The sequence below is a fragment of the Nocardiopsis yanglingensis genome (genome assembly GCF_045809185.1).
In the GTDB taxonomy this organism is placed as follows: domain Bacteria; phylum Pseudomonadota; class Gammaproteobacteria; order Xanthomonadales; family Xanthomonadaceae; genus Stenotrophomonas; species Stenotrophomonas yanglingensis.
Map to the genome: position 1 here is coordinate 21,579 of NZ_JBJNRH010000023.1, position 19,175 is coordinate 40,753.

14 protein-coding genes are annotated in these 19,175 nt (G+C 67.3%); 6 read left to right on the top strand and 8 right to left on the bottom strand.

Going from position 1 to position 19,175, the window contains the following annotated elements; genetic code table 11:
- Positions 1 to 32 precede the first annotated feature (32 nt).
- From arcD to ACJ7C5_RS20240, 4 genes are all read right to left on the bottom strand, one after another.
- Positions 33 to 1,454 carry an arginine-ornithine antiporter gene (gene arcD / locus ACJ7C5_RS20225; RefSeq protein ID WP_412704899.1) on the bottom strand — a complete coding sequence of 474 codons (1,422 nt, stop codon included), beginning with the start codon at positions 1,452 to 1,454 and terminating at the stop codon, positions 33 to 35.
- 129 nt (positions 1,455 to 1,583) lie between these two features.
- On the bottom strand, positions 1,584 to 4,394 hold the full coding sequence (locus ACJ7C5_RS20230; protein ID WP_093999790.1) for a TonB-dependent receptor: 2,811 nt from the start codon (positions 4,392 to 4,394) through the stop codon (positions 1,584 to 1,586).
- Positions 4,395 to 4,592: 198 nt separating this feature from the next.
- Positions 4,593 to 5,243: an energy transducer TonB gene (locus ACJ7C5_RS20235; protein WP_097049811.1), complete on the bottom strand. Its 651-nt coding sequence runs from the start codon at positions 5,241 to 5,243 to the stop codon at positions 4,593 to 4,595.
- Positions 5,244 to 5,460: 217 nt separating this feature from the next.
- Positions 5,461 to 6,198, bottom strand: coding sequence for an SIMPL domain-containing protein (locus ACJ7C5_RS20240; RefSeq protein WP_093999792.1), 738 nt, complete (start codon positions 6,196 to 6,198; stop codon positions 5,461 to 5,463).
- A gap of 130 nt (positions 6,199 to 6,328) precedes the next feature.
- Between ACJ7C5_RS20240 and ACJ7C5_RS20245 the strand changes: the two genes are divergently transcribed.
- The 4 genes from ACJ7C5_RS20245 to tldD are packed head-to-tail and all read left to right on the top strand — an operon-like array spanning position 6,329 to position 13,811.
- On the top strand, positions 6,329 to 6,937 hold the full coding sequence (locus ACJ7C5_RS20245; protein ID WP_093999945.1) for a Maf family nucleotide pyrophosphatase: 609 nt from the start codon (positions 6,329 to 6,331) through the stop codon (positions 6,935 to 6,937).
- Entirely contained in the window at positions 6,930 to 8,417 is a 1,488-nt protein-coding gene (gene rng / locus ACJ7C5_RS20250; RefSeq protein WP_049444954.1) for a ribonuclease G, read from the top strand. Before ACJ7C5_RS20245 ends, rng begins: the two co-directional genes overlap by 8 nt.
- 30 nt (positions 8,418 to 8,447) lie before the next feature.
- The gene (locus ACJ7C5_RS20255) at positions 8,448 to 12,305 is read left to right on the top strand and encodes a YhdP family protein (RefSeq protein ID WP_412704900.1); all 3,858 of its coding nucleotides are present in this window, start codon (positions 8,448 to 8,450) and stop codon (positions 12,303 to 12,305) included.
- Positions 12,306 to 12,365: 60 nt separating this feature from the next.
- Positions 12,366 to 13,811 carry a metalloprotease TldD gene (gene tldD, locus ACJ7C5_RS20260; protein WP_412704901.1) on the top strand — a complete coding sequence of 482 codons (1,446 nt, stop codon included), beginning with the start codon at positions 12,366 to 12,368 and terminating at the stop codon, positions 13,809 to 13,811.
- Between the two features lie 41 nt (positions 13,812 to 13,852).
- On the opposite strand, the gene yjgA is transcribed toward tldD, so the two are convergent.
- The gene (yjgA, locus tag ACJ7C5_RS20265) at positions 13,853 to 14,440 is read right to left on the bottom strand and encodes a ribosome biogenesis factor YjgA (RefSeq protein WP_093999795.1); all 588 of its coding nucleotides are present in this window, start codon (positions 14,438 to 14,440) and stop codon (positions 13,853 to 13,855) included.
- Between the two features lie 74 nt (positions 14,441 to 14,514).
- Here yjgA and pmbA point away from each other — a divergent pair, with 74 nt between their 5' ends.
- Together pmbA and ACJ7C5_RS20275 are read left to right on the top strand one after the other, a co-directional pair.
- Positions 14,515 to 15,876: a metalloprotease PmbA gene (pmbA, locus tag ACJ7C5_RS20270; protein ID WP_412704903.1), complete on the top strand. Its 1,362-nt coding sequence runs from the start codon at positions 14,515 to 14,517 to the stop codon at positions 15,874 to 15,876.
- 87 nt (positions 15,877 to 15,963) lie between these two features.
- Positions 15,964 to 16,335, top strand: coding sequence for a DUF4870 domain-containing protein (locus ACJ7C5_RS20275; RefSeq protein WP_097049815.1), 372 nt, complete (start codon positions 15,964 to 15,966; stop codon positions 16,333 to 16,335).
- A gap of 80 nt (positions 16,336 to 16,415) precedes the next feature.
- On the opposite strand, the gene ACJ7C5_RS20280 is transcribed toward ACJ7C5_RS20275, so the two are convergent.
- From ACJ7C5_RS20280 to tilS, 3 genes are read right to left on the bottom strand one after another with little or no spacing between them, the layout of a single operon-like run.
- Positions 16,416 to 17,294: a polyprenyl synthetase family protein gene (locus tag ACJ7C5_RS20280; RefSeq protein WP_097049816.1), complete on the bottom strand. Its 879-nt coding sequence runs from the start codon at positions 17,292 to 17,294 to the stop codon at positions 16,416 to 16,418.
- Positions 17,284 to 17,544: an exodeoxyribonuclease VII small subunit gene (locus ACJ7C5_RS20285; protein WP_005410522.1), complete on the bottom strand. Its 261-nt coding sequence runs from the start codon at positions 17,542 to 17,544 to the stop codon at positions 17,284 to 17,286. Before ACJ7C5_RS20285 ends, ACJ7C5_RS20280 begins: the two co-directional genes overlap by 11 nt.
- A 36-nt stretch (positions 17,545 to 17,580) precedes the next feature.
- Positions 17,581 to 18,951: a tRNA lysidine(34) synthetase TilS gene (gene tilS / locus ACJ7C5_RS20290; protein ID WP_412704902.1), complete on the bottom strand. Its 1,371-nt coding sequence runs from the start codon at positions 18,949 to 18,951 to the stop codon at positions 17,581 to 17,583.
- Between the last annotated feature and the right edge of the window lie 224 nt (positions 18,952 to 19,175).

Below are 19,175 nucleotides of genomic sequence, written 5' to 3' on the forward strand. Positions count from 1 at the left end.
CTGCCTGTGCGGAGCCAAGCATGGGCTTGGCTCTACAGTGCAATGTTGCCTCTGCCGAACGCCACCAACGTGGCGATCGCCACTGCCAGGATCGCGCCGAACAGCACCCACTCCCAACGCGTGAATATGCGCTCGCCGCGCTGGTGCCGGGTCAGTGCGAACAGCACTACGCCGGGCACGTACAGCAGCACCGACAGCAGCAGATTGTCGAGGCCACCGGCATACACCAGCCACAGCGCATACGCGCTGGCCAGCAGCGCAACGAAGAAGTCGCGCCAGCGCGCACCCGGTTCCCCCGCATAGGCGTGCCCGCGCCAGGCAAGCTGCACCCCGAATGCCGTGGACAGGAAGTAGGGCACCAGGCTCATCGATGCGGCCAGCAGCACCAGCCCGGTATAGCTCCCCGAATTGACCAGCACCAGCAGCAGAAACAGCTGGATCAGGCCGTTGCTCAACCAGAGCGCATTGGCCGGCACGCCGCGCGCGTTCTCGCGGCCCAGGAACGCCGGCATGGTGCCGTCGCCGGCGGCGGCATACAGCACCTCGGCACACAGCAGCACCCAGGCCAGCAACGCGCCCAGCACCGAAATGATCGAACCGATGATGATCACCGTCGCGCCCCATTCGCCAACGATGGCGCGCAGCACGTAGGCCATCGACGGATTGGGCAGCCCGGCCAGTTCGGCCTGTGGCAGCACGCCCATCGACAGCATGCTGACCAGTACCAGCAGCAACCAGACGCCGATGAAGCCGATCACCGTGGCACGGCCGACGTCGGCACGTCGCGCGGCACGCCGCGAATAGATGCTTGCGCCTTCGATGCCGATGAACACCCACACGGTCACCAGCATCATGCCGCGCAGCTGCTGGCCGAGGTCACCGAGTGCGGGCGTACCGAGAAAATCCGCGCGGAATACGTCCATGCGGAACGCGCCAGCGGCCAGCACCACGAACAAGGCGATCGGCAGCAGTTTGGCCACCGTCACCAGGCCGTTGACGATGGCGGCGGTACGCAGGCCGCGCAGCACCAGCAGGTGCACGGTCCATAGCAGCAGTGACGACGCGGCTACCGCGGCCGGCGTATTGCCTTCGCCGAAGATCGGCAGGAAATGGCCGAGGCCGCTGAAGATCAGCACGAAGAAGCTGGCGTTGCCCAGTACCGAGGCGACCCAGTAGCCCCACGCTGCGGAGAAACCGATGTAGTTGCCGAAGCCTTCGCGCGCGTAGGCATAGATGCCGGTATCCAGGTCGGGCCGGCGGTTGGCCAGGGCCTGGAACACGAAGGCCAGCATCAGCATGCCGGCGCCACTTACCGCCCAGCCGATCAGCGCCGCAGCCGGGCCAGCGCTGCGCGCCACGTTCTGTGGCAATGAAAAGATGCCGGCGCCAACCATCGAGCCGACCACCAGTGCGGTCAACGCGGGCAGGCCCAGGCGCTGCGATGTCGCGGCCATGCAGATCCCCTGCGGCGGTGATGCCGCGTGCACACGGTAGCGGTGTGCTCGTGAACATGCCTGCAAGAGCCGCAACGACGAAGGCCCGGGCAGGTGCCCGGGCCTTCGAGGAGGTCGCAATGACCGCTGTTACTTGAACGAGTACTTGGCACCCACCGTGAAGTAGCGGCCAACGGCACCGCTGAAATGCATCGGGTTGTAGTTCACAGCGCCATAGGTGACCGGATCCAGCGGAGCGATGCGGTCGAACAGGTTCTGCACAGAGGCATTGAGTTCGAACTGCTCGGTGACACTCCAGCGGCCGGACAGGTCGAAGGTGGTGAAGGAGGAAATCTTCTTCACCGGCGTGCCGTCGGCATAACGGAACAGGTAGTTGCCGCCACGCTTGCCAACGTTGTCCATGCTGGAGATGTAGTTGGCGACGCCGCTGACGCTCCACGGACCCTGGCGCCAGGTGGTGCCGAAGTTGATCTTGTCCTTCGGCGTGCCGATGCAGTTGGTCACGTCGCAGTTGCCATGCGTGCCCAGGTAGTCATCGGTGCTGCCGCCACTGGTGCGCTCGAACTTCAGCAGATGGCTCCACTGCAGGTCCATTTCCAGCTGGCCCGGGCCGATATCGAACGTCTGGCGGATATCGGTATCGATACCGCGAACACGCGACGAAGCGGCGTTCACGTACTCGGTGTTGACGGCCAGGATGCTGCCGGTACCCGGAATGCCGTTGATCAGGTCGGTATCGCGGACCACGTTGCCGGCGGCGATGGCGTCGTCGGTATCACTGGCGGCGATCTCGTCCGTGCGCTTGATTTCCCAGGCGTCCACCGTCAGCGACGTGCTGCGGGTCGGCTGCAGCACCACGCCCACCGAATAGCTCTTGGATTTTTCCGGCTTCAGGTCCGGATTCGGCGTGGTGATGATGGCCACCGAGCGCGCACTGCAGTTGGTGGTGTTGTTCTGTGCGGCGCAGCGCACCGGATCTTCCGCATTGGAGAAGGCCGCCAAGCCACCGCGACCGTTCTCTGCGGGGTTCGGGGCACGGAAGCCTTCGGCATAGCTGGCGCGCAGCGCGATCCAGTCGGCCGGGGTCCACTTGATGCCCAGCTTCGGCGTGGCCTTGCCGTCACCACCATCGTACTTGTCGTAGCGGATGGCGCCGGACAGTTCGAGGGATTCCAGCACCGGCGCGGACAACTCGACGTAGCCGGCGTACACGTTCTGGATGCCGTCGTAGGCCGAATAGCCCAGGCCGATGATGTCACCCACGTCGGTGTAGGTCTGCGGGGTCAGGCTGTTGCTGGTGCGACGCCATTCGGTACCCATTGCCAGGCCGAGCGGGCCGCCCTTCAGGTCCATCAGGCTGCGCGACACGGTGAAGTCGAACATGTCCAGGCTGGACTTGGCGTTGGCGTTGATGGTCGGGGAGATGTAGTTGTACAGCGCCTGCGAGTTCTTGCCTGCATCTTCGCCGATACGCCATACGCCGCCGGCGCAGTTGCCGTCACCCAGCGCACAGCGCACGGCGCTGTAGCGCAGGAAGCCGTTGCGCTTGCTGGTCAGGTCGGTGCCCGAATGCAGGTAGGCGGTGTCGTAGCTCCAGTCGCCCCAGTTGCCCTTGACGCCGACCAGGAAACGATTGAACTCGTTGGTGTTCTCGGTCACGCGCGGGCCGACGTCCCACGCCGAATAGCGTACCCGCACCGGAACTGCACCTGCCTGGCCATAGAGCGGATTGTCAGGATGGTTGGCGCCCAGCATGGTCGCCCCCGAGCCACTGTTGGCGTTGACGGTGTGGCCCGGATAGCCCCAACCGCCGGAAACGCTCGATGGCGTGTTGCTGAAGGTGGTTTCCTTCTTCGAGTAGCCGATCTCGGTATAGACCTCTCCGCCTTCACCGAAGGCAAAGCTGGCGCGGCCGAACACGTTGACGTACTTCTCCTCCGGCGAGATGTCGCGGTATTGCTGGTTCGGATCCCACAGGCAGCCCTGCGCGGCCACCGAGGCATCGGTCTGGCCACCGATGGTGGTCAGGCCCTGGCAACCCGGCAGCGGTACCAGCAGGCCGGCGGAGTTGTAGTACGAGCCATTGGGGCCTACGCCGCCACTGGCGCCGCCGTTGGTATAGGCGCCACCCAGGAACTGCGCATTGTTGCCGTAGCCCCACTGGCGGGTGTCGCCTGTGCCGATCCACTTGCGGTTCTTGCGGTCGCTGATCTTGATCTCATCGCTCTTGCCGACATCCAGGCTGAAGAACGCGTTCCAGCCATCGGTGGCGAGGTCGCCGGTACCAGCGGTCAGGGTCGCCTTCTTCTGGTCGCCGTCGCCGTCGCCGGACATCCCGTAGGAGCCACGCAGGATGGCGCCGGTGAAGTCACTGCGCAGGATGATGTTGACCACGCCGGCGATGGCATCGGAGCCGTAGATCGCGGAGGCGCCGTCCTTCAGCACTTCGACACGTTCAACCGCGTCGAGCGGGATGGTGCTCAGGTCGGTGAAGACCTTCTGGCCGTCGTCGGCCAGGCCGTAGGTCGCCATGCGGCGGCCGTTCAACAGCACCAGGGTCGAACCGGCACCGAGGCCGCGCAGCGAGATGCCCGCACCACCTCCGGCGAAACCGCTGCCGAAGGACTTGGGAATCGAGCCGGCGCCATCGGCGGTCAGCGTCTGCAGGTACTCGGACAGCGAGGTCTTGCCGGTGCGGTCGATTTCCTGACGGGTCACCACCTGTACCGGGGACGGTGTTTCGGTGTTGGTGCGCGGAATGTTCGAGCCGGTGACCGTGATGCGGTCGAGGTTGGTGGCCTTTTCCTGCTCCTGCGCGAAGGCGGAGGTGGAAGCCACCGCGCCAACCAGCAGCAGGGTGCCGCCGGTAAGGATATGGGTGATGGACGATGCCAGGGTGCAGCGGCGGCGGCTGGCGGGCCGTTGGATCGGGTGTTTCACAGCTTCTCTCCTAACTGGAAAACCGTAGCGTTGAGGGCTGTCTCCGGAAGGGTCCGGGACGGGCCAATCTAGGTTTCCTGTAGGTGACGAAGTAGTGAAATTTTGCTTAATTCGTAACGCTTGCCCGGCAACTTTGCCGAGTCTGTCTTTTCGGGTGTGAAGGCCGGCCCGGCAGGGCGCCGGACCGGCCCGGAACCATCAGTCCGGCAGCGAGAACTGCACCGGTACCAGCCCGATGGCCGGCACTGCTACGCCATCACGCTGGGCCGGTTCGAAGCGCCAACGCTTGAGCACTTGCTGACGCGCGGCCTGGTCCAGGCTGCGCGAGCCACTGCTGCGCTCGATGCTGACCGCGACCGGCTGCCCGCTGCTGTCGACTTCCACCCGCAGCAGCACCGTGCCTTGCTCATGATTGCGCAGGGCCGGCACCGGATAGGTCGGCGGCGGTGCACTGCGGTACTGCAGCTGTGCTCCGGACAGCGGTGTTGAGCTGTCGACGCTTGGTGCGAGCTGCGGCGGGGACGGTTCGGCTGCCGGCAATGTGATGCCCTGGGTTTCCTCCACGGTTGCAGTGGGAGCGGGCAAGGGCGGCGCTACCGGCTGCGCATGCGGCTTCGGCACCACCCGCGCGACCTCCTTTGGTTCCACCAGTACCGGCGGAGGGGGCGGTGGCGGGGTCTTCTCGATCAGCCGTACCGTGGTCTTGTCACGCGGAACCTGCACGGCCTGGTAGGTCGCGGGGATCAGCAGCAACAGGAATGCAAGCAGATGCAGGGCGATGGCCGCGCTCCAGGCGGCAACGCGGGCGGGGTCGAAGTGCGGGGATGCAACGGGATACGTACGAACCATGGTCCACCTCCATGCCAGTGACGAAGTCCTCAACGCACCAGGGCCCGTGGCGGGGTTGCCGCACGCGGCTGGCAGTGCATCAGTAGCGCGGCATGGCGGCCACTGCCTAGAGGCAGGGTCGGTATCGTTGGGCTGGCCTTCAGCCAGTGCCGGCCGCAGGCATGAAAAAAGGCGGGCCCCCTGCGGGACCCGCCTTCGTTGTCGGTGCTGTGCGCGATCAGCGACCCAGTTCGAACACCACATCCAGGTTGACCGAGACGGTCGACTCGCCCGGCGCGACCGGGGTGGCCTTGTCCATCGCCGCGCCGGCCGACATCGCCCGCATCATCGGCATCGGACGGAAGCCGCCATTGCTGTTCTCGGAGATGCTGACGATGCGGCGCACCTGCAGGCCCAGCGACTTCGCATAGGTCTGGGCGCGGGCCTGGGCCTTCTTCAGCGCGGCCAGGCGGGCTTCGTCATAGACCGGCTCGGGCTGGTCGATCTCGAAGCTGGGGCCATTGATCTGGTTGGCGCCCTGCGCAGCCAATGCGTCCAGTACCTTGCCGAGCTTGGCGATGTCGCGCACCTTCAGGCTGACCGTGTTGCTGGCCTGGTAGCCGGTGATCTTCGGTGCTTCGTTGTCGGCATAGCGGTACTGCGGGTTGAGGCTGACGCCGCTGGTCTGCACGTCCCGCTCGGCAATGCCGGCGGCCTTGATCGCGGCCAGCACCTTGTCCATCTGCTGGGCGTTCTGGCGCATGGCGCTGTTGCCGTCGGCGGCCTGGGTGACCACGCCGGCCGACAGGGTGGCCACGTCCGGCACGCGGGTGGCCTCGGCGTTGGCCGAGATGTTCAGCAGGGTGCCTTCGGCCGGGGCGGCGATCGACGGCGACGACGGAGCGGCATGGGCGGTCATCGAGGTTCCAAGGGCGAGGGACAGGGCGAGCAGCAGCGGGGTGGCGGTCAGGCGCATGGATAACTCCTTGTTGTGCCGTTGAGGGTGGTGTCGTAGCGATGAACGCGCTGTGAGCCTGTTCGGGGTTGAACGCGTTCCGGAACGGGTTGCCGACGATTCAGGTGGCGGCCTCAGTTATGCTGTGCCGATGCTCTATCTTGCTTCCCGCTCCCCCCGACGCAACCAGTTGCTGGCCCGACTCGGACGCCCCTTCCAGGCCTTGGACCTGGAGGTCGTCGAGCAGCGCGCGCCCGCTGAAAGCGCCGAACAGTATGTATGCCGTGTCGCCGCCGACAAGGCGCGCGCCGGGCTGGCCCGGGTGCTGGCCGATGACCCGCAGGCGCGGGTGCTTGGCTCGGATACCGAGGTGGTGCTGGACGGTGAAGTGTTCGGCAAGCCGGCCGATGCCGCCGACGCGCGGGTGATGCTGGCCCGGCTGGCCGGCCGCACCCATCAGGTGATGACTGCGGTGGTGGTGGTCTCTGCGGAGGGGCTGGACAGCGAGCTGGTCATTTCCGAAGTGACCTTCGCGCCGATCAGCGCCGCCGACATCGCCACCTACGTGGCCACCGGCGAACCGCTGGACAAGGCCGGCGCCTACGCCATCCAGGGCGGGGCCGAGCGCTGGATCGAACATCTTTCAGGCAGCTACTCCGGCGTGATGGGACTGCCGCTGCTGCACACCGATCGTCTGCTGGCGCGCTGCGGCGTGCCGGCCCCCACTGCTGATGCCGCCAGGGAGGCTGCCGATGTCTGAGGAAATCCTGGTCAATGTGACCCCGCGCGAGACCCGGGTCGCCGTGATCGAAAACGGCATGCTGCAGGAGCTGCACATCGAGCGCGGCTGGCGCCGGGGTGTGGTCGGCAACATCTACAAGGGCAAGGTGCAGCGCGTGATGCCCGGCATGCAGGCGGCCTTCGTCGAGGTCGGGCTGGAGCGCGCCGCGTTCCTGCACGCCAACGACGTGGTGCGCCCGGCGCCGGTGGCCAGTGCGGACACCGAGAACACCACGCTGCCGCCGCCGTCCAGCGTGCCGATCGTCGAACTGCTGCGCGACGGCCAGGACATCGTGGTGCAGGTGGTGAAGGACCCGATCGGTACCAAGGGCGCGCGCCTGACCACGCAGATCAGCATTCCCTCGCGTTACATGGTGCTGCTGCCGCAGTCCAAGGTGGTGGGCGTGTCCGCGCGCATCGAGGATGAAGGCGAGCGGGCGCGGCTGAAGGCACTGGTGACCGAACTGTCGGCCCAGCATGGCGGCTACGGCTACATCGTGCGTACCAATGCCGAAGGGCAGCCGGCCGAGGCCATTGCCGAGGACATCGCCTACCTGTCGCGGGTCTGGAACGTGGTTGAGCGCCGTGGCCGCGAAGCGCCCTCGTGCAGCAACATCTATGAGGACCTGAGCCTGCCGCTGCGTTCGGTGCGTGACCTGATCCGCAAGGACGTGGACAAGGTGAAGGTGGACTCCAAGGAAACCTTCGCGCAGCTGCAGGCCTTCGTGGCCAAGTACATGCCGGTGCTGGCCGAGAAGCTGGAACTGTATTCGGGTGACCGGCCGATCTTCGACATGTTCGGCGTGGAGGACGAGATCGGCCGCGCGCTGGACAAGCAGGTGCCGCTGAAATCCGGCGGCTACCTGGTGATCGACCAGACCGAGGCGATGACCACCATCGATGTGAACACCGGCTCGTTCCTCGGCCAGCGAAACCTGGAAGAGACGGTGTTCCGCACCAACCTGGAAGCGGCGCAGGCAGTGGCGCGGCAGCTGCGGCTGCGCAACCTGGGCGGCATCATCATCATCGATTTCATCGACATGGACGATGCCGAGCATCGCCGCCAGGTGCTGCGCACCCTGGAAAAGGCGCTGGCCCGTGACCATGCCAAGACCACGGTGTACGACTTCTCGCCGCTGGGTCTGGTGGAGATGACCCGCAAGCGCACGGTGGAAAGCCTGGAGCGCCAGCTGTCGGAAACCTGCCCGCAGTGCAGCGGCCGTGGCAGCATCAAGACCACCGAGACGGTGACCTACGAGATTTTCCGCGAGATCACCCGCGCGGTGCGCCAGTTCGATGCGGCGCGCCTGCTGGTGATCGCTTCGACCAAGGTCGTTGCGCGCATTACCGACGAGGAGTCTTCGGCGGTGGCCGAGCTGGAAGAATTCCTCGGCAAGAGCATCCGCTTCCAGGCGGACGAGCAGTACCTGCAGGAGCAATTCGATGTTGTTCTGCTCTGATCCTCGCCGGCTGCAGGCCGGCGGTGGCCGATGAGCGCGCCGCCGCGCCTGCGACTGCGAAGGATCCGCCGTCATTTCATTGCCGCCTGCGCGGTGGGCCTGGTCGGGCTTGCACTGCTGGTGGGCACGCTCAGCCAGCTGCTGCCGCTGGCCGAGCGTCATCCTGAAAAGATTGCCGCCTGGCTGAGCGAGCGTGCCGGCCAGCCGGTGCGTTTCGACCAGTTGCAGACTGCCTGGACCCGTCGCGGTCCGCTGCTGCAGCTGAAGGGCCTGCGCATCGGCGCCGGCCGGGGCCTGGCGATCGGCGAGGCCGAAGTGCTGGTGTCGATGTACAGCGGGATGCTGCCTGGCCGCTCGCTGACCGAGTTGCGCCTGCGTGGCCTGGCGCTGGACCTGCAGCAGGGCGAGGACGGCCGCTGGTCGGTGCGCGGCCTGCCGAAGTCAGACACGGGCGGTGACCCGCTGGACGCGCTGCGCCGGCTGGGCGAGCTGCAGGTGATCGATGGCCGCCTGGGCGTGCATGCACCGGGATTGGGTATCGACACTACCTTGCCGCGTATCGATCTGCGCCTGCGCGTCAATGGCGACCGCCTGCGTGTGGGCGTACGTGCCTGGGCGCAGACCGATGCGCTGCCGCTGACCGCAGTGCTGGACGTGGACCGCGCGCGCGGCAACGGCCAGGCCTGGCTGGGTGCCGATCCTGTTGATTTCCACGCCTGGTCGCCGCTGCTGGCGGCCGGTGGCGTGCGCCTGCGCGAAGGCAAGGGTGAGCTGAACCTGTGGCTGACCCTGCGCGACTTCGCGCCGGTGGCGCTGACCACCGATTCGGACCTGCGTGACGTGCGCATCGACGGTGCACCGATGCCCGACGTGGCGACGCCGCAGTTGCAGCTGCAGCGCTTGCAGGCGCGCCTGCGCTGGCAGCGCCAGGCCGATGGCTGGGCGCTGCAGGTACCGCGTCTTCGTTTGAAGACGGAAGACGGCGAGCAACAGCTCGATGGCCTGCAGTTGCAGGTTGGCAGGCAGCTGCGGGTGAGTTCCGGTGAAGTACAGGCCGGTACCGCGCTGCGTGCGCTGGCGCTGAGTGATCGCCTCGAACCAGGCCTGCGCCACTGGTTGTTCCTGTCCAAACCGCAGCTGGATGTGCGAGAGCTGCAACTGGCCGGCGAACGCGATGGCGCGCTGTGGGCGCAGGGAGAGCTGCAGTCGCTGGGTTTCGCCAGCGTTGGGCATTCCCCGGGCCTGCGTGGCCTGGGTGGACGTTTCGAGGGCGATGCCGATGGCTTCAGCCTGCAGCTGCAGCCGCAACGGCAACTGCAGTTCGATTGGCCGACCGGCTTTGGTGTGCGCCATGACCTGCACCTGGCAGGACAGGTGGTGGGATGGCGCGACGAGGGCGGTGGCTGGCGTATCGGCACTGCGGCGATGCGCGTGGAAGGTACCGACTACGCGGCCGACGTGCGCGGTGGTGTCTGGTTCCAGGGCGACGGCACGCGGCCCTGGCTGCAGCTGGCGGCCAAGCTGGACGATGTGCCGATGACCGCAGCCAAGCGCTTCTGGATCCACTCCAAGATGAGCAAGGGCGCCACCGACTGGTTGGACATGGCGCTGGCCGGCGGCCAGGTGCGCAATGGCGTCGGCCTGGTCAGCGGTGACCTGGACGACTGGCCGTTCGACAACAACGATGGCCGCTTCGAGGCCACCGGCCACATCACCAACGGCGACATCCGCTTCCAGCACGACTGGCCGCTGATGAGCCAGGTCGATGCCGATATCGCCTTCATCGGCCCCGGCTTCGACATGCGTGGGCGCGGCGACCTGGCCGGTGTAGCGGTGCAGAAGTTCGAAGCGGGCATTCCGGATTTCGGCCAGCAGCCGCTGTACGTGCGTGCCGATGCCCTCAGCGAGGCGGGCAAGCTGCTGTCGATGCTGCGGCAGAGCCCGTTGCACAAGGATTATGGCGACACCCTCGACAACCTCACCGCTGCGGGACCGGCGCATGTAACCTTCGATCTGCTGCAGCCGCTGCACCTGGATGAAGGCGAGGGCCACCTGCAGGGTATGGTCGACCTCAACGGTGTGAAGCTGGTCGACAAGCGGTTCCAGTTGACCTTCGACAACATGCATGGGCAGGCGCGCTACAGCAACGGCGGTTTCGGCGCCGAGGAACTTGCGGTGCGCCACCTCGGCCAGGACGGCCGCCTGAGCCTGCGTGCCGGCGGTTACGTGCACGACAGCAAGCTGGCCTTTGAATCGCAGCTGTCGGCCAACCTCGATGCTGGCGTGCTGATCGACCGCGCACCGGAAATGGCGTGGCTGAAGCCCTACATCGCCGGCACCTCACCGTGGACCATTGCGGTGAACCTGCCGAAGGTCGCGCCGGGGGCGCCTGCACCGCCCAGCGAGCTGCGCCTGAGTTCGGATCTGGTGGGCACCCGCCTGGACCTGCCGGCGCCGCTGGACAAGCCGGCCGCCGAACCGTTGGCGACCACGGTGGCCGCGCAGCTGCCGATGGGGGCAGGCCGTATCGACGTGGCCTTTGGCCAGCGCCTGGCCCTGGCCGCGCGCAGCCACAACAACCAGACCGGCGTGCAGGTCACGCTCGGCAGCGACCACGTTGACCGTGAGCCGCCACCGAGCGGGCTGACCGTCAACGGTCGCAGCCCGACCCTGGATGCGCTGGAGTGGATCAGCCTGGCGCGTGGAGGCGGTGACGACGACGGCATGCCGCTGCGCGCGGTGGACGTGCAGGTCGGCAAATTGATGCTGATCGGCGGCGTCTTCGAGCAGACACGGCTGAAACTGCAGCCTGGCCCGCAGGCGCTGGATGTGCGCCTGGATGGGCCGTCGCTGGCGGGCCACCTGACCGTTCCCAATGCCGAGGGCGGCACCATCAGCGGCCAGCTCGACCGTGTGCACTGGCAGTCGCTGCCGGCCGCACCGGGCGCACCGGCTGCGCCGGCGCGGGTACAGGCCGGCGCCAACGACATGGATCCGGCAAAGCTGCCGCCATTCGCGCTGGACATTGCCGATCTGCAGTTCGGCAAGGTCGTACTCGGCCAGGCGGTGCTGCGTACGCGGCCGCTGGCCAATGGCCTGAACGTGGACGAGCTGCGCTTCCGTGCGCCCGACCAGGAGATCGACATCAGCGGTCGCTGGCTGGGCCGCACCGGTGGTGCCCGCACCGAGTTGACCGCACAGGTGCGCAGTGAGGACCTGGGCGGCCTGATGCAGAACCTGGACTACGGTGGCCAGCTGCGCGGTGGCTCCGGTCAGGCGCAGCTGCAGGCCTCGTGGAGCGGCGGTCCCTCGGACTTCCAGCTGGCCACTCTGCAGGGCCGGCTCGATCTGCACGCGCGCAACGGCCAGTTGCTGGAGCTGGAGCCCGGCGCAGGCCGCGTGCTCGGCCTGCTCAGTGTCGCGCAGCTGCCGCGGCGCCTGATGTTCGACTTCCGTGATTTCTTCTCCAAGGGCTTCGCGTTCAACCAGGTCGATGGCAGCGTGCAGTTCGGCCAGGGCATGGCCCGTACCGACAAAGTGCTGATCGAGGGTCCGGCGGCGAACATCACCATCCGCGGCCAGGCCGACCTGCGCAACCAGCAGTTCGACCAGACCATCGACGTCAACCCGCGCGCCGGCAATCTGCTGACCGTGGTCGGCGCGGTGGCGGGGGGGCCGGTGGGTGCGGCACTCGGCGCCGCCACCAATGCGGTATTGTCCAAACCGTTGGGCGAAATCGGCGCCCGTACCTACAAGGTGACCGGTCCATGGAAGGAGCCGAAGGTGGAAGTGATCGAACGCAGCCGCGACAAGACGCCGCCCGCACCCACACCGGCACCGGCGGTTCCGCCGACGGTGACCGACCTGCCACGCTCGCGTTCACGCTGAGCCTGGTGTTCCCGTTCACGGGGCTTGCCTGAGCGCCCCCGCATCCCCAGATCGAGGACCATGACTGATATCGCCCTGACACTTGCCCAAGACCGCCTGTTGCGCCCTGGTGGCCTGGATACCGCTGGCCTGGAGCGCACCTTCGGGCAGTTGCTCGGCCCCGGTGTGGACTTTGGTGACCTTTACTTCCAGCACGCCCGCCGCGAGAGCTGGAGCGTGGAGGATGGCATCGTCAAGGACGGTGCCCATTCCATCGAGCAGGGCGTGGGCGTGCGCGCGATTTCCGGCGAGAAGACCGGCTTCGCCTACTCCGATGACATCCATGCCGACGCGCTGCTGGCTGCGGCACAGTCGGCGCGTGCGATTTCGCGCGAAGGTGGCGCCCAGACCGGGCGTTCGCTGCTGCGCGGCAATGCGCGCGCGCTGTATCCGGCGCTGGACCCGATCGACGGCATCGGCAACGAGGCCAAGGTCGAGGTGCTCAAGCGCCTGGACGGTTTCCTGCGTGCCGCCGACCCGCGTGTGAAGCAGGTGATGGTCAGCCTGTCCGGTGGCATCGACACGGTGCTGATCGCCCGCAGCGACGGCGTGCTGGGCGCCGACGTGCGCCCGCTGGTACGCCTGAACGTGCAGGTGATCGTCGAGCACAACGGCCGTCGCGAGTCCGGCTATGCCGGTGGCGGTGGCCGCTATGGCTATGAGGAGCTGTTCGCCGGCGGCCGCCCGGAAGCCTTCGCCCGTGAGGCGCTGCGCCAGGCGCTGGTGAACCTTGAAGCGGTACCGGCACCGGCCGGCGTGATGCCGGTGGTACTGGGCCCGGGCTGGCCCGGCGTGCTGCTGCATGAAGCGGTCGGCCATGGCCTGGAAGGCGACTTCAACCGCAAGGGCACCAGCGTCTACGCGGGCCGCATCGGCGAGCGCGTTGCCGCCCCGGGCGTGACGATCGTCGATGACGGCACGCTGGACGGACGCCGTGGTTCGTTGAACATCGACGACGAGGGTCATCCCAGCCAGTGCACCACGCTGATCGAGGACGGCATCCTGGTCGGCTACATGCAGGACAGCCTCAATGCACGCCTGATGGGCATGGCGCCGACCGGCAACGGGCGCCGCGAATCCTTCGCGCACCTGACCATGCCGCGCATGACCAATACCTACATGCGCGCCGGCCAGCATGACCCGCAGGAGATGATCCGCTCGGTAAAGAAGGGCCTGTACGCGGTCAACTTCGGCGGTGGCCAGGTCGACATCACCAGCGGCAAGTACGTGTTCTCGGCCACCGAGGCCTATCTGATCGAGGATGGCCGCATCACCACGCCGGTGAAGGGCGCGACCCTGATCGGCAACGGCCCGGAAACCATGCAGAAGGTGCGCATGGTCGGCAACGACCTGGCCCTGGACGAGGGCGTGGGCATCTGCGGCAAGGACGGGCAGAGTGTGCCCGTGGGTGTCGGCCAGCCCTCGCTGTTGATCGAGGGCATCACCGTCGGCGGTACCCAGGCCTGAGCCGGGCGATGGCCAGCGCCACCGCCCCGACCGACGGGGACTCAGTCCTCGTCGGCTTCGTCGTTCTCGATGGGGTCGGCGTCTTCGGCGCTGGCCTTCAGGCCCAGCGCCGCCGGCAGCATCAGCGCGCGCAGCACCTGGTAGATCTCGCGGTAGGCGCGCGGCGGCTTGTTCTTCGCCTTCTCGGCCTGCGCGTTGCGCACCAGCGTGCGCAGCTGCTGGCGGTCGGCCTGCGGGTAATCGTCCAGCAGGGCGGCCAGCGCCTTGTCTCCTTCGGCCAGCAGGCGCTCGCGCCAGTCTTCCACGCGGTGCATCATCGCCACTTCGCGGCGGCCGGTTTCGCTGTTGGCGTCCAGCGCATCGCGGATCGCATCCAGCGTGGCGTCTTCTTCGCGGCGCATGTGCTTGGCAAGGAACGCCAGCTGGCGCTTGTGGGCGATGTGGGCGGTGATGCGCTTGCACTCGGCGATATGCGGCAGCAGGTCTTCCGGAATCGGCAGGCGCGCCAGCTGGGCCGGGGTCAACGACACCAGCTTCTCGCCCAGGGCCAGGACGTCGAGCGCGTCGCGCCGGTTCTGGCTGCGGCTCTTGTCGTGGAATTCACCGGTTTCTTCGTCGCGTCCGCGCATCGTTCCTACCTGATCTCAAAAAAAGTCGCCCGGCGTGATGCCGGGCCCAACCCGTACAGGATAAAGCATTGAACGTGATCGCCCCTGAAGTGGCCGTCGGCGACGACAGCCCGGCCCGGCTGGAACGGCTGGCCGACCTCTCCCAGCAGCTGCTCGACCGTGCCCGTGCGCTGGGCGCCAGCCAGGCCGAGGTCAGCTGCAGCGAGGACCGTGGCCTGGAGGTCAATGTCCGCCTTGGCGAGGTTGAGACCGTGCAGTCCACCCGCGACCGCGGTATCGCCGTCACCGTCTATTTTGGCCAACGCAAGGGCAGCGCCAGCACCGGCGACCTGAACGAGGCCAGCCTTGCCGCCACGGTCGAGCAGGCCTGCGCGATCGCCCGCCATACCGAGGACGACCCGGCCGCCGGCCTGGCCGAGGCGGCGCTGATGGCGACCGACTTCCCCGACCTGGACAGCTGGCACCCCTGGGCGCTGCAGGCCGACGAGGCGGTGGACCTCGCCCTGGCCTGTGAAAACGCCGGCCGCGAGGCCGATGCGCAGATCCGCAATTCCGACGGCGCCTCGGTGTCGAGCATGCAGAGCCTGTCGGTGTACGCCAATTCGCATGGCTTTTTCGGCCGTGAGCGTGGCACCCATCATTCGGTAGGCTGTGCGCTGATTGCCGGCCAGGGCGATGGCATGCAGCGCGATGGCTGGTACACCAGTGCGTTGGCCCGTGAGGATCTGGAGGAAGTGGGCCTGGTCGGTCGTCGTGCCGCCGAGCGCACTGTTGCCCGCCTGCAGCCTCGTTCGATGGCCACCGGCAGCATGCCGGTGCTGTTCGCCCCGGAAGTGGCGCGCAGCCTGGTCGGCCACCTGCTGTCGGCGGTGTCCGGCGGTGCTCTGTACCGCCAGGCCAGCTTCCTGCTGGACAGCGTTGGCCAGCAGCTGTTCCCGGACTGGATGCAGATCGAGGAACTGCCCCACCTGCGCCGTGGCCTGCGCTCGGCCGCCTTCGACGGTGACGGCGTGGGCACCCGTGCTTCGGCACTGGTCCGTGACGGTGTGCTGCAGCGCTACGTACTGGGCAGCTATTCGGCACGCAAGCTGGGCCTGCAGACCACCGCCAATGCGGGCGGCGTGCACAACCTGCAGCTGGCCGCCAACGCGGGCTCCCTGCAGGAGATCGCGCGGCAGATGGGCGATGGCCTGCTGGTGACCGAGCTGATGGGGCAGGGCGTGAACGGGGTGACCGGCGACTACTCGCGCGGTGCCGGCGGCTTCCGCGTCGAGAACGGCGAGATCCAGTACCCGGTGGATGGCATCACCATCGCCGGTAACCTGCGCGAGATGTTCAGCAGCATCGAGGCGGTCGGCAGTGACGTCGACCCGCGCTCGCACATCCGGACCGGCTCGATCCTGCTGGGGCGGATGACCATCGCCGGTAATGATTGATGGTATTGATGGCGTAAGCTATGCCCGCCTGACGCAACCAGCTGGGTGCTGGTTGGTCAAGACCACCCAATGAAAAGGAGTTTTGTCGTGAGCGAATTCGATAACGTCCCGCCGCCGCCGGCCACCACCGACGTGCCGGCCGACCAGCGCACCATGGCCCTGGCCGCGCACCTGCTGGGCATCTTCACCGGCTTCATCGGCGCGCTGATCATCTGGCTGATCAACAAGGACGATGCTGGCAAGGCCTTCGTGACCGACCAGGCCAAGGAAGCCCTGAACTTCCAGATCACCGTGACCATCGCGATGGTCATCAGCATCATCCTGATGATCGTGATCATCGGCGGCATCCTGGCCCCGATCGTCGGCGTCATCAACCTGGTGTTCTGCATCATTGCTGCAGTGAAGGCCAACAACGGCGAAGCCTACCGCTACCCGTTCACCCTGCGCCTGATCAAGTAAGACCCGCTGCGTGCGGAACTGAAAACGCCCGGCATTGCCGGGCGTTTTCGTTGGGGGGCCGCACAGGGTGACGCGATCGATCAGTGATCGCGCTCCACCGCCAGTGTTGCCAGCGCGCGCAGCGGATCGGCTTCCTCGCCGTACCCGGCCAGGATCGCCTGCATGCGTGCTGCGAGCTCGTGCAGCTGGGCCTTTGCGCCGTCCATGCCAAGCAGGGCGGGGAAGGTGCTCTTGTCCTGCGCCTGGTCCTTGCCGGCGGTCTTGCCCAGCTGCTCGGAACTGGCCTCGACATCGAGGATGTCGTCGCGTACCTGAAAGGCCAGGCCGAGCGCATCGGCGAAGCTGTCCAGCTGGGCCAGCTGCGGTTCGTGGGCCTGACCGCACAGCGCGCCCATGCGCACCGCTGCGCGGATCAGCGCGCCCGTCTTCAGCGCGTGCATGCGGGTCAGCGCCGCCAACGTCTGCTGCTGGCCGGTGGCATCGATATCCAGCGCCTGGCCGCCGCACATGCCAGCAGCGCCGGACGCGTGGGCCAGGGTCTGCAGGCAGGCCACGCGCAGCGTGGCCGGCAGCGGTGCATCGGCCAGCAGGCCGAAGGCACGGGTCTGCAGGGCGTCGCCGGCGAGGATCGCGGTGGCTTCGTCGAAGGCGATGTGGGTGGTCGGCTTGCCACGGCGCAGCGCGTCATCATCCATCGCCGGCAGGTCGTCATGCACCAGCGAGTAGGCGTGGATGAGCTCGACGGACATGGCCGCCGCATCCAGGCTTTCCGGCTGCGCACCGAACAGGTGGCCACTGGCGTAGACCAGCAGCGGGCGCATGCGCTTGCCACCGCCCAGCACCGAATAGCGCATGGCCTGGTGCAGGCGCTGCGGTGCTTCGGCAGGCGAGGGCAGGGCGGCGTCGAGCTGGCTTTCGATACGGTCGCGCCAGCGCGCGAACAGAACCTCAGCCGTCATGGCTGGGTGGATCGAAAGGTTCGGATGCTTCCGGCTGCGCCGGATCGCTGAGCAGGCGCACGCGCAGTTCGGCCTGCTCCAGCGCCTGCTGGCACTGGCGATACAGACCGACGCCACGTTCGTAAGCACTGAGCGAGGCTTCCAGGCTCAGCTCGCCGGTTTCCATCTGCTCCACCAGCTGTTCCAGCGATTCGAGCGACTGCTCGAACTGGGCAACCGGGGAGGCGTTTTCGGGGGACTTCTTGGCCATGTGGCAAGTGTGGACGGGCCGCGCGCGGGGGTCAATTCACCAGCCGCCGGGACGCCACTGCAGCTGAGCATCATGGGCCTGCAACCAGGCGTGCAGAGGGGCCGCGATGACCACGTCGGCGGCGGCCAGCAATTGCGGGCCATCAAAGATCAGCGGCAGCTGCGCGCGTCGCCAGGGGGCGAGGTGTTCGCGTTGCAGGCAGTCTTTCAGCGCATGCGAATGCTGGCGACCGGGCAGCAGAATGCGCTCACCGCCCACGCGTGCACGGACCTGCAGCGGGCGTTCGAAGGCTGGGGTGCCCTGCAGGCGCAGCTGTCCGCCATCGGGCAGCGGCAGCGGTGCGCGTCCATCCCATTCGACCTGCCACTGGAGGGGAAGCGCAGGCAGCTGGGCCGGCAGCAGGTAGGCGTGGTCGCGCCACTGCTGGATCGCGTGATCGTGCCAGCTCACACGGGCCTGACGATCGTTGTCGGCCGGCAGCAGCTCGTGCAGTGCCTGCTGCAGCACCGTGGCCGGCAGCGGCGCCGCACCGTGGCCGGCCACCCAGGCACGCAGCACGCGTGCGGCACGGCCCGGTGAGATCTGGCGCAGCAGCTGCAGCGACAGCACGCGTGGGGCGACTTCCAGGTGTGCGATCAGCTCGGCGTCTTCCTCATCGAGCAGTTCGCGGGTCTGCCCGCAGTGCATTGCGCTGCCCGCCAGCGCCGCAGCGGCATGCGGCCAGCGTTGGCGCAGCAATGGCAGCACCTGCAGGCGCAGGAAGTTGCGATCCGCCTGGTCGTCGCCATTGCTGGGGTCTTCGATCCAGTGCAGCGCATGTTGGTGGGCATGGTCGATCAGCGCACTGCGCGGTACCGCCAGCAGCGGGCGCCACAAGGGATGTTCGCCAAGGCGGCTGTGGGTGGACATCGCCGCCAGGCCATCAACGCCGGAAGCGCGCAGGGCGCGCAGCAGGAAGGTCTCGGCCTGGTCGTCCAGGTGCTGCGCCAGTGCCAGCGTTTCGCCGTCGCGCAGTTCCGCCGCGAACGCGGCGCGTCGTGCCTGCCGCGCCGCGCCTTCAAGGCCGAGGCCCGCGCGGTTGTCGACCTGCACGCGATGCACGGCCAGTTCGATGCCCCAGGCCTCGCATTGCTGCTGGCAGTGCAGCACCCAGTCATCCGCATCGGGCTGCAAGCCGTGGTGCACGTGCACCGCGCGCAGTGCCGTGCCGGAGGCCTGGGCGCAGCGCCACAGCCAGTGCAGCAGCACGGTGGAGTCGATACCACCGCTGTAGCCCACCAGCAGCGGCGCATCCAGCGGAACAAGGGCAGGGAAGGCAGTCACGGCGGCAAGTATAGGGTTGGTCGGCAGGGCTGCGCCCTGCACCCGCAGACGCGCAAGCAACGGCAACGGCCGAAGCAACAGCAACAGCTGGTTTCCTGAGGGTTGGCGGGGTGGGTCCGGTTGCGGGAGACGCCGTTAACCCGTCCATGGGGGCTTGGCCGCGGCATCCATGCCGCGGACACTCCCGCAACCGGACCCACCCCGCCTTCGACAGTTTCCTGCGAGCTGTTGGGCATGTTGATGGGGTCAGATCCGTTTTCCTGCGGAAAACGGATCTGACCCCGGATTCAATTCGATATCTGACAGAT

Coding starts and splice junctions, on each gene's coding strand:
- rng (WP_049444954.1), top strand. CDS start 6,930: ATGTCTGAGGAAATCCTGGTCAATGTGACCCCGCGCGAGACCCGGGTC.
- ACJ7C5_RS20285 (WP_005410522.1), bottom strand. CDS start 17,544: ATGGCCAAGAAGTCCCCCGAAAACGCCTCCCCGGTTGCCCAGTTCGAG.
- ACJ7C5_RS20235 (WP_097049811.1), bottom strand. CDS start 5,243: ATGGTTCGTACGTATCCCGTTGCATCCCCGCACTTCGACCCCGCCCGC.
- arcD (WP_412704899.1), bottom strand. CDS start 1,454: ATGGCCGCGACATCGCAGCGCCTGGGCCTGCCCGCGTTGACCGCACTG.
- tldD (WP_412704901.1), top strand. CDS start 12,366: ATGACTGATATCGCCCTGACACTTGCCCAAGACCGCCTGTTGCGCCCT.
- ACJ7C5_RS20280 (WP_097049816.1), bottom strand. CDS start 17,294: ATGACGGCTGAGGTTCTGTTCGCGCGCTGGCGCGACCGTATCGAAAGC.
- ACJ7C5_RS20240 (WP_093999792.1), bottom strand. CDS start 6,198: ATGCGCCTGACCGCCACCCCGCTGCTGCTCGCCCTGTCCCTCGCCCTT.
- ACJ7C5_RS20255 (WP_412704900.1), top strand. CDS start 8,448: ATGAGCGCGCCGCCGCGCCTGCGACTGCGAAGGATCCGCCGTCATTTC.
- ACJ7C5_RS20245 (WP_093999945.1), top strand. CDS start 6,329: ATGCTCTATCTTGCTTCCCGCTCCCCCCGACGCAACCAGTTGCTGGCC.
- yjgA (WP_093999795.1), bottom strand. CDS start 14,440: ATGCGCGGACGCGACGAAGAAACCGGTGAATTCCACGACAAGAGCCGC.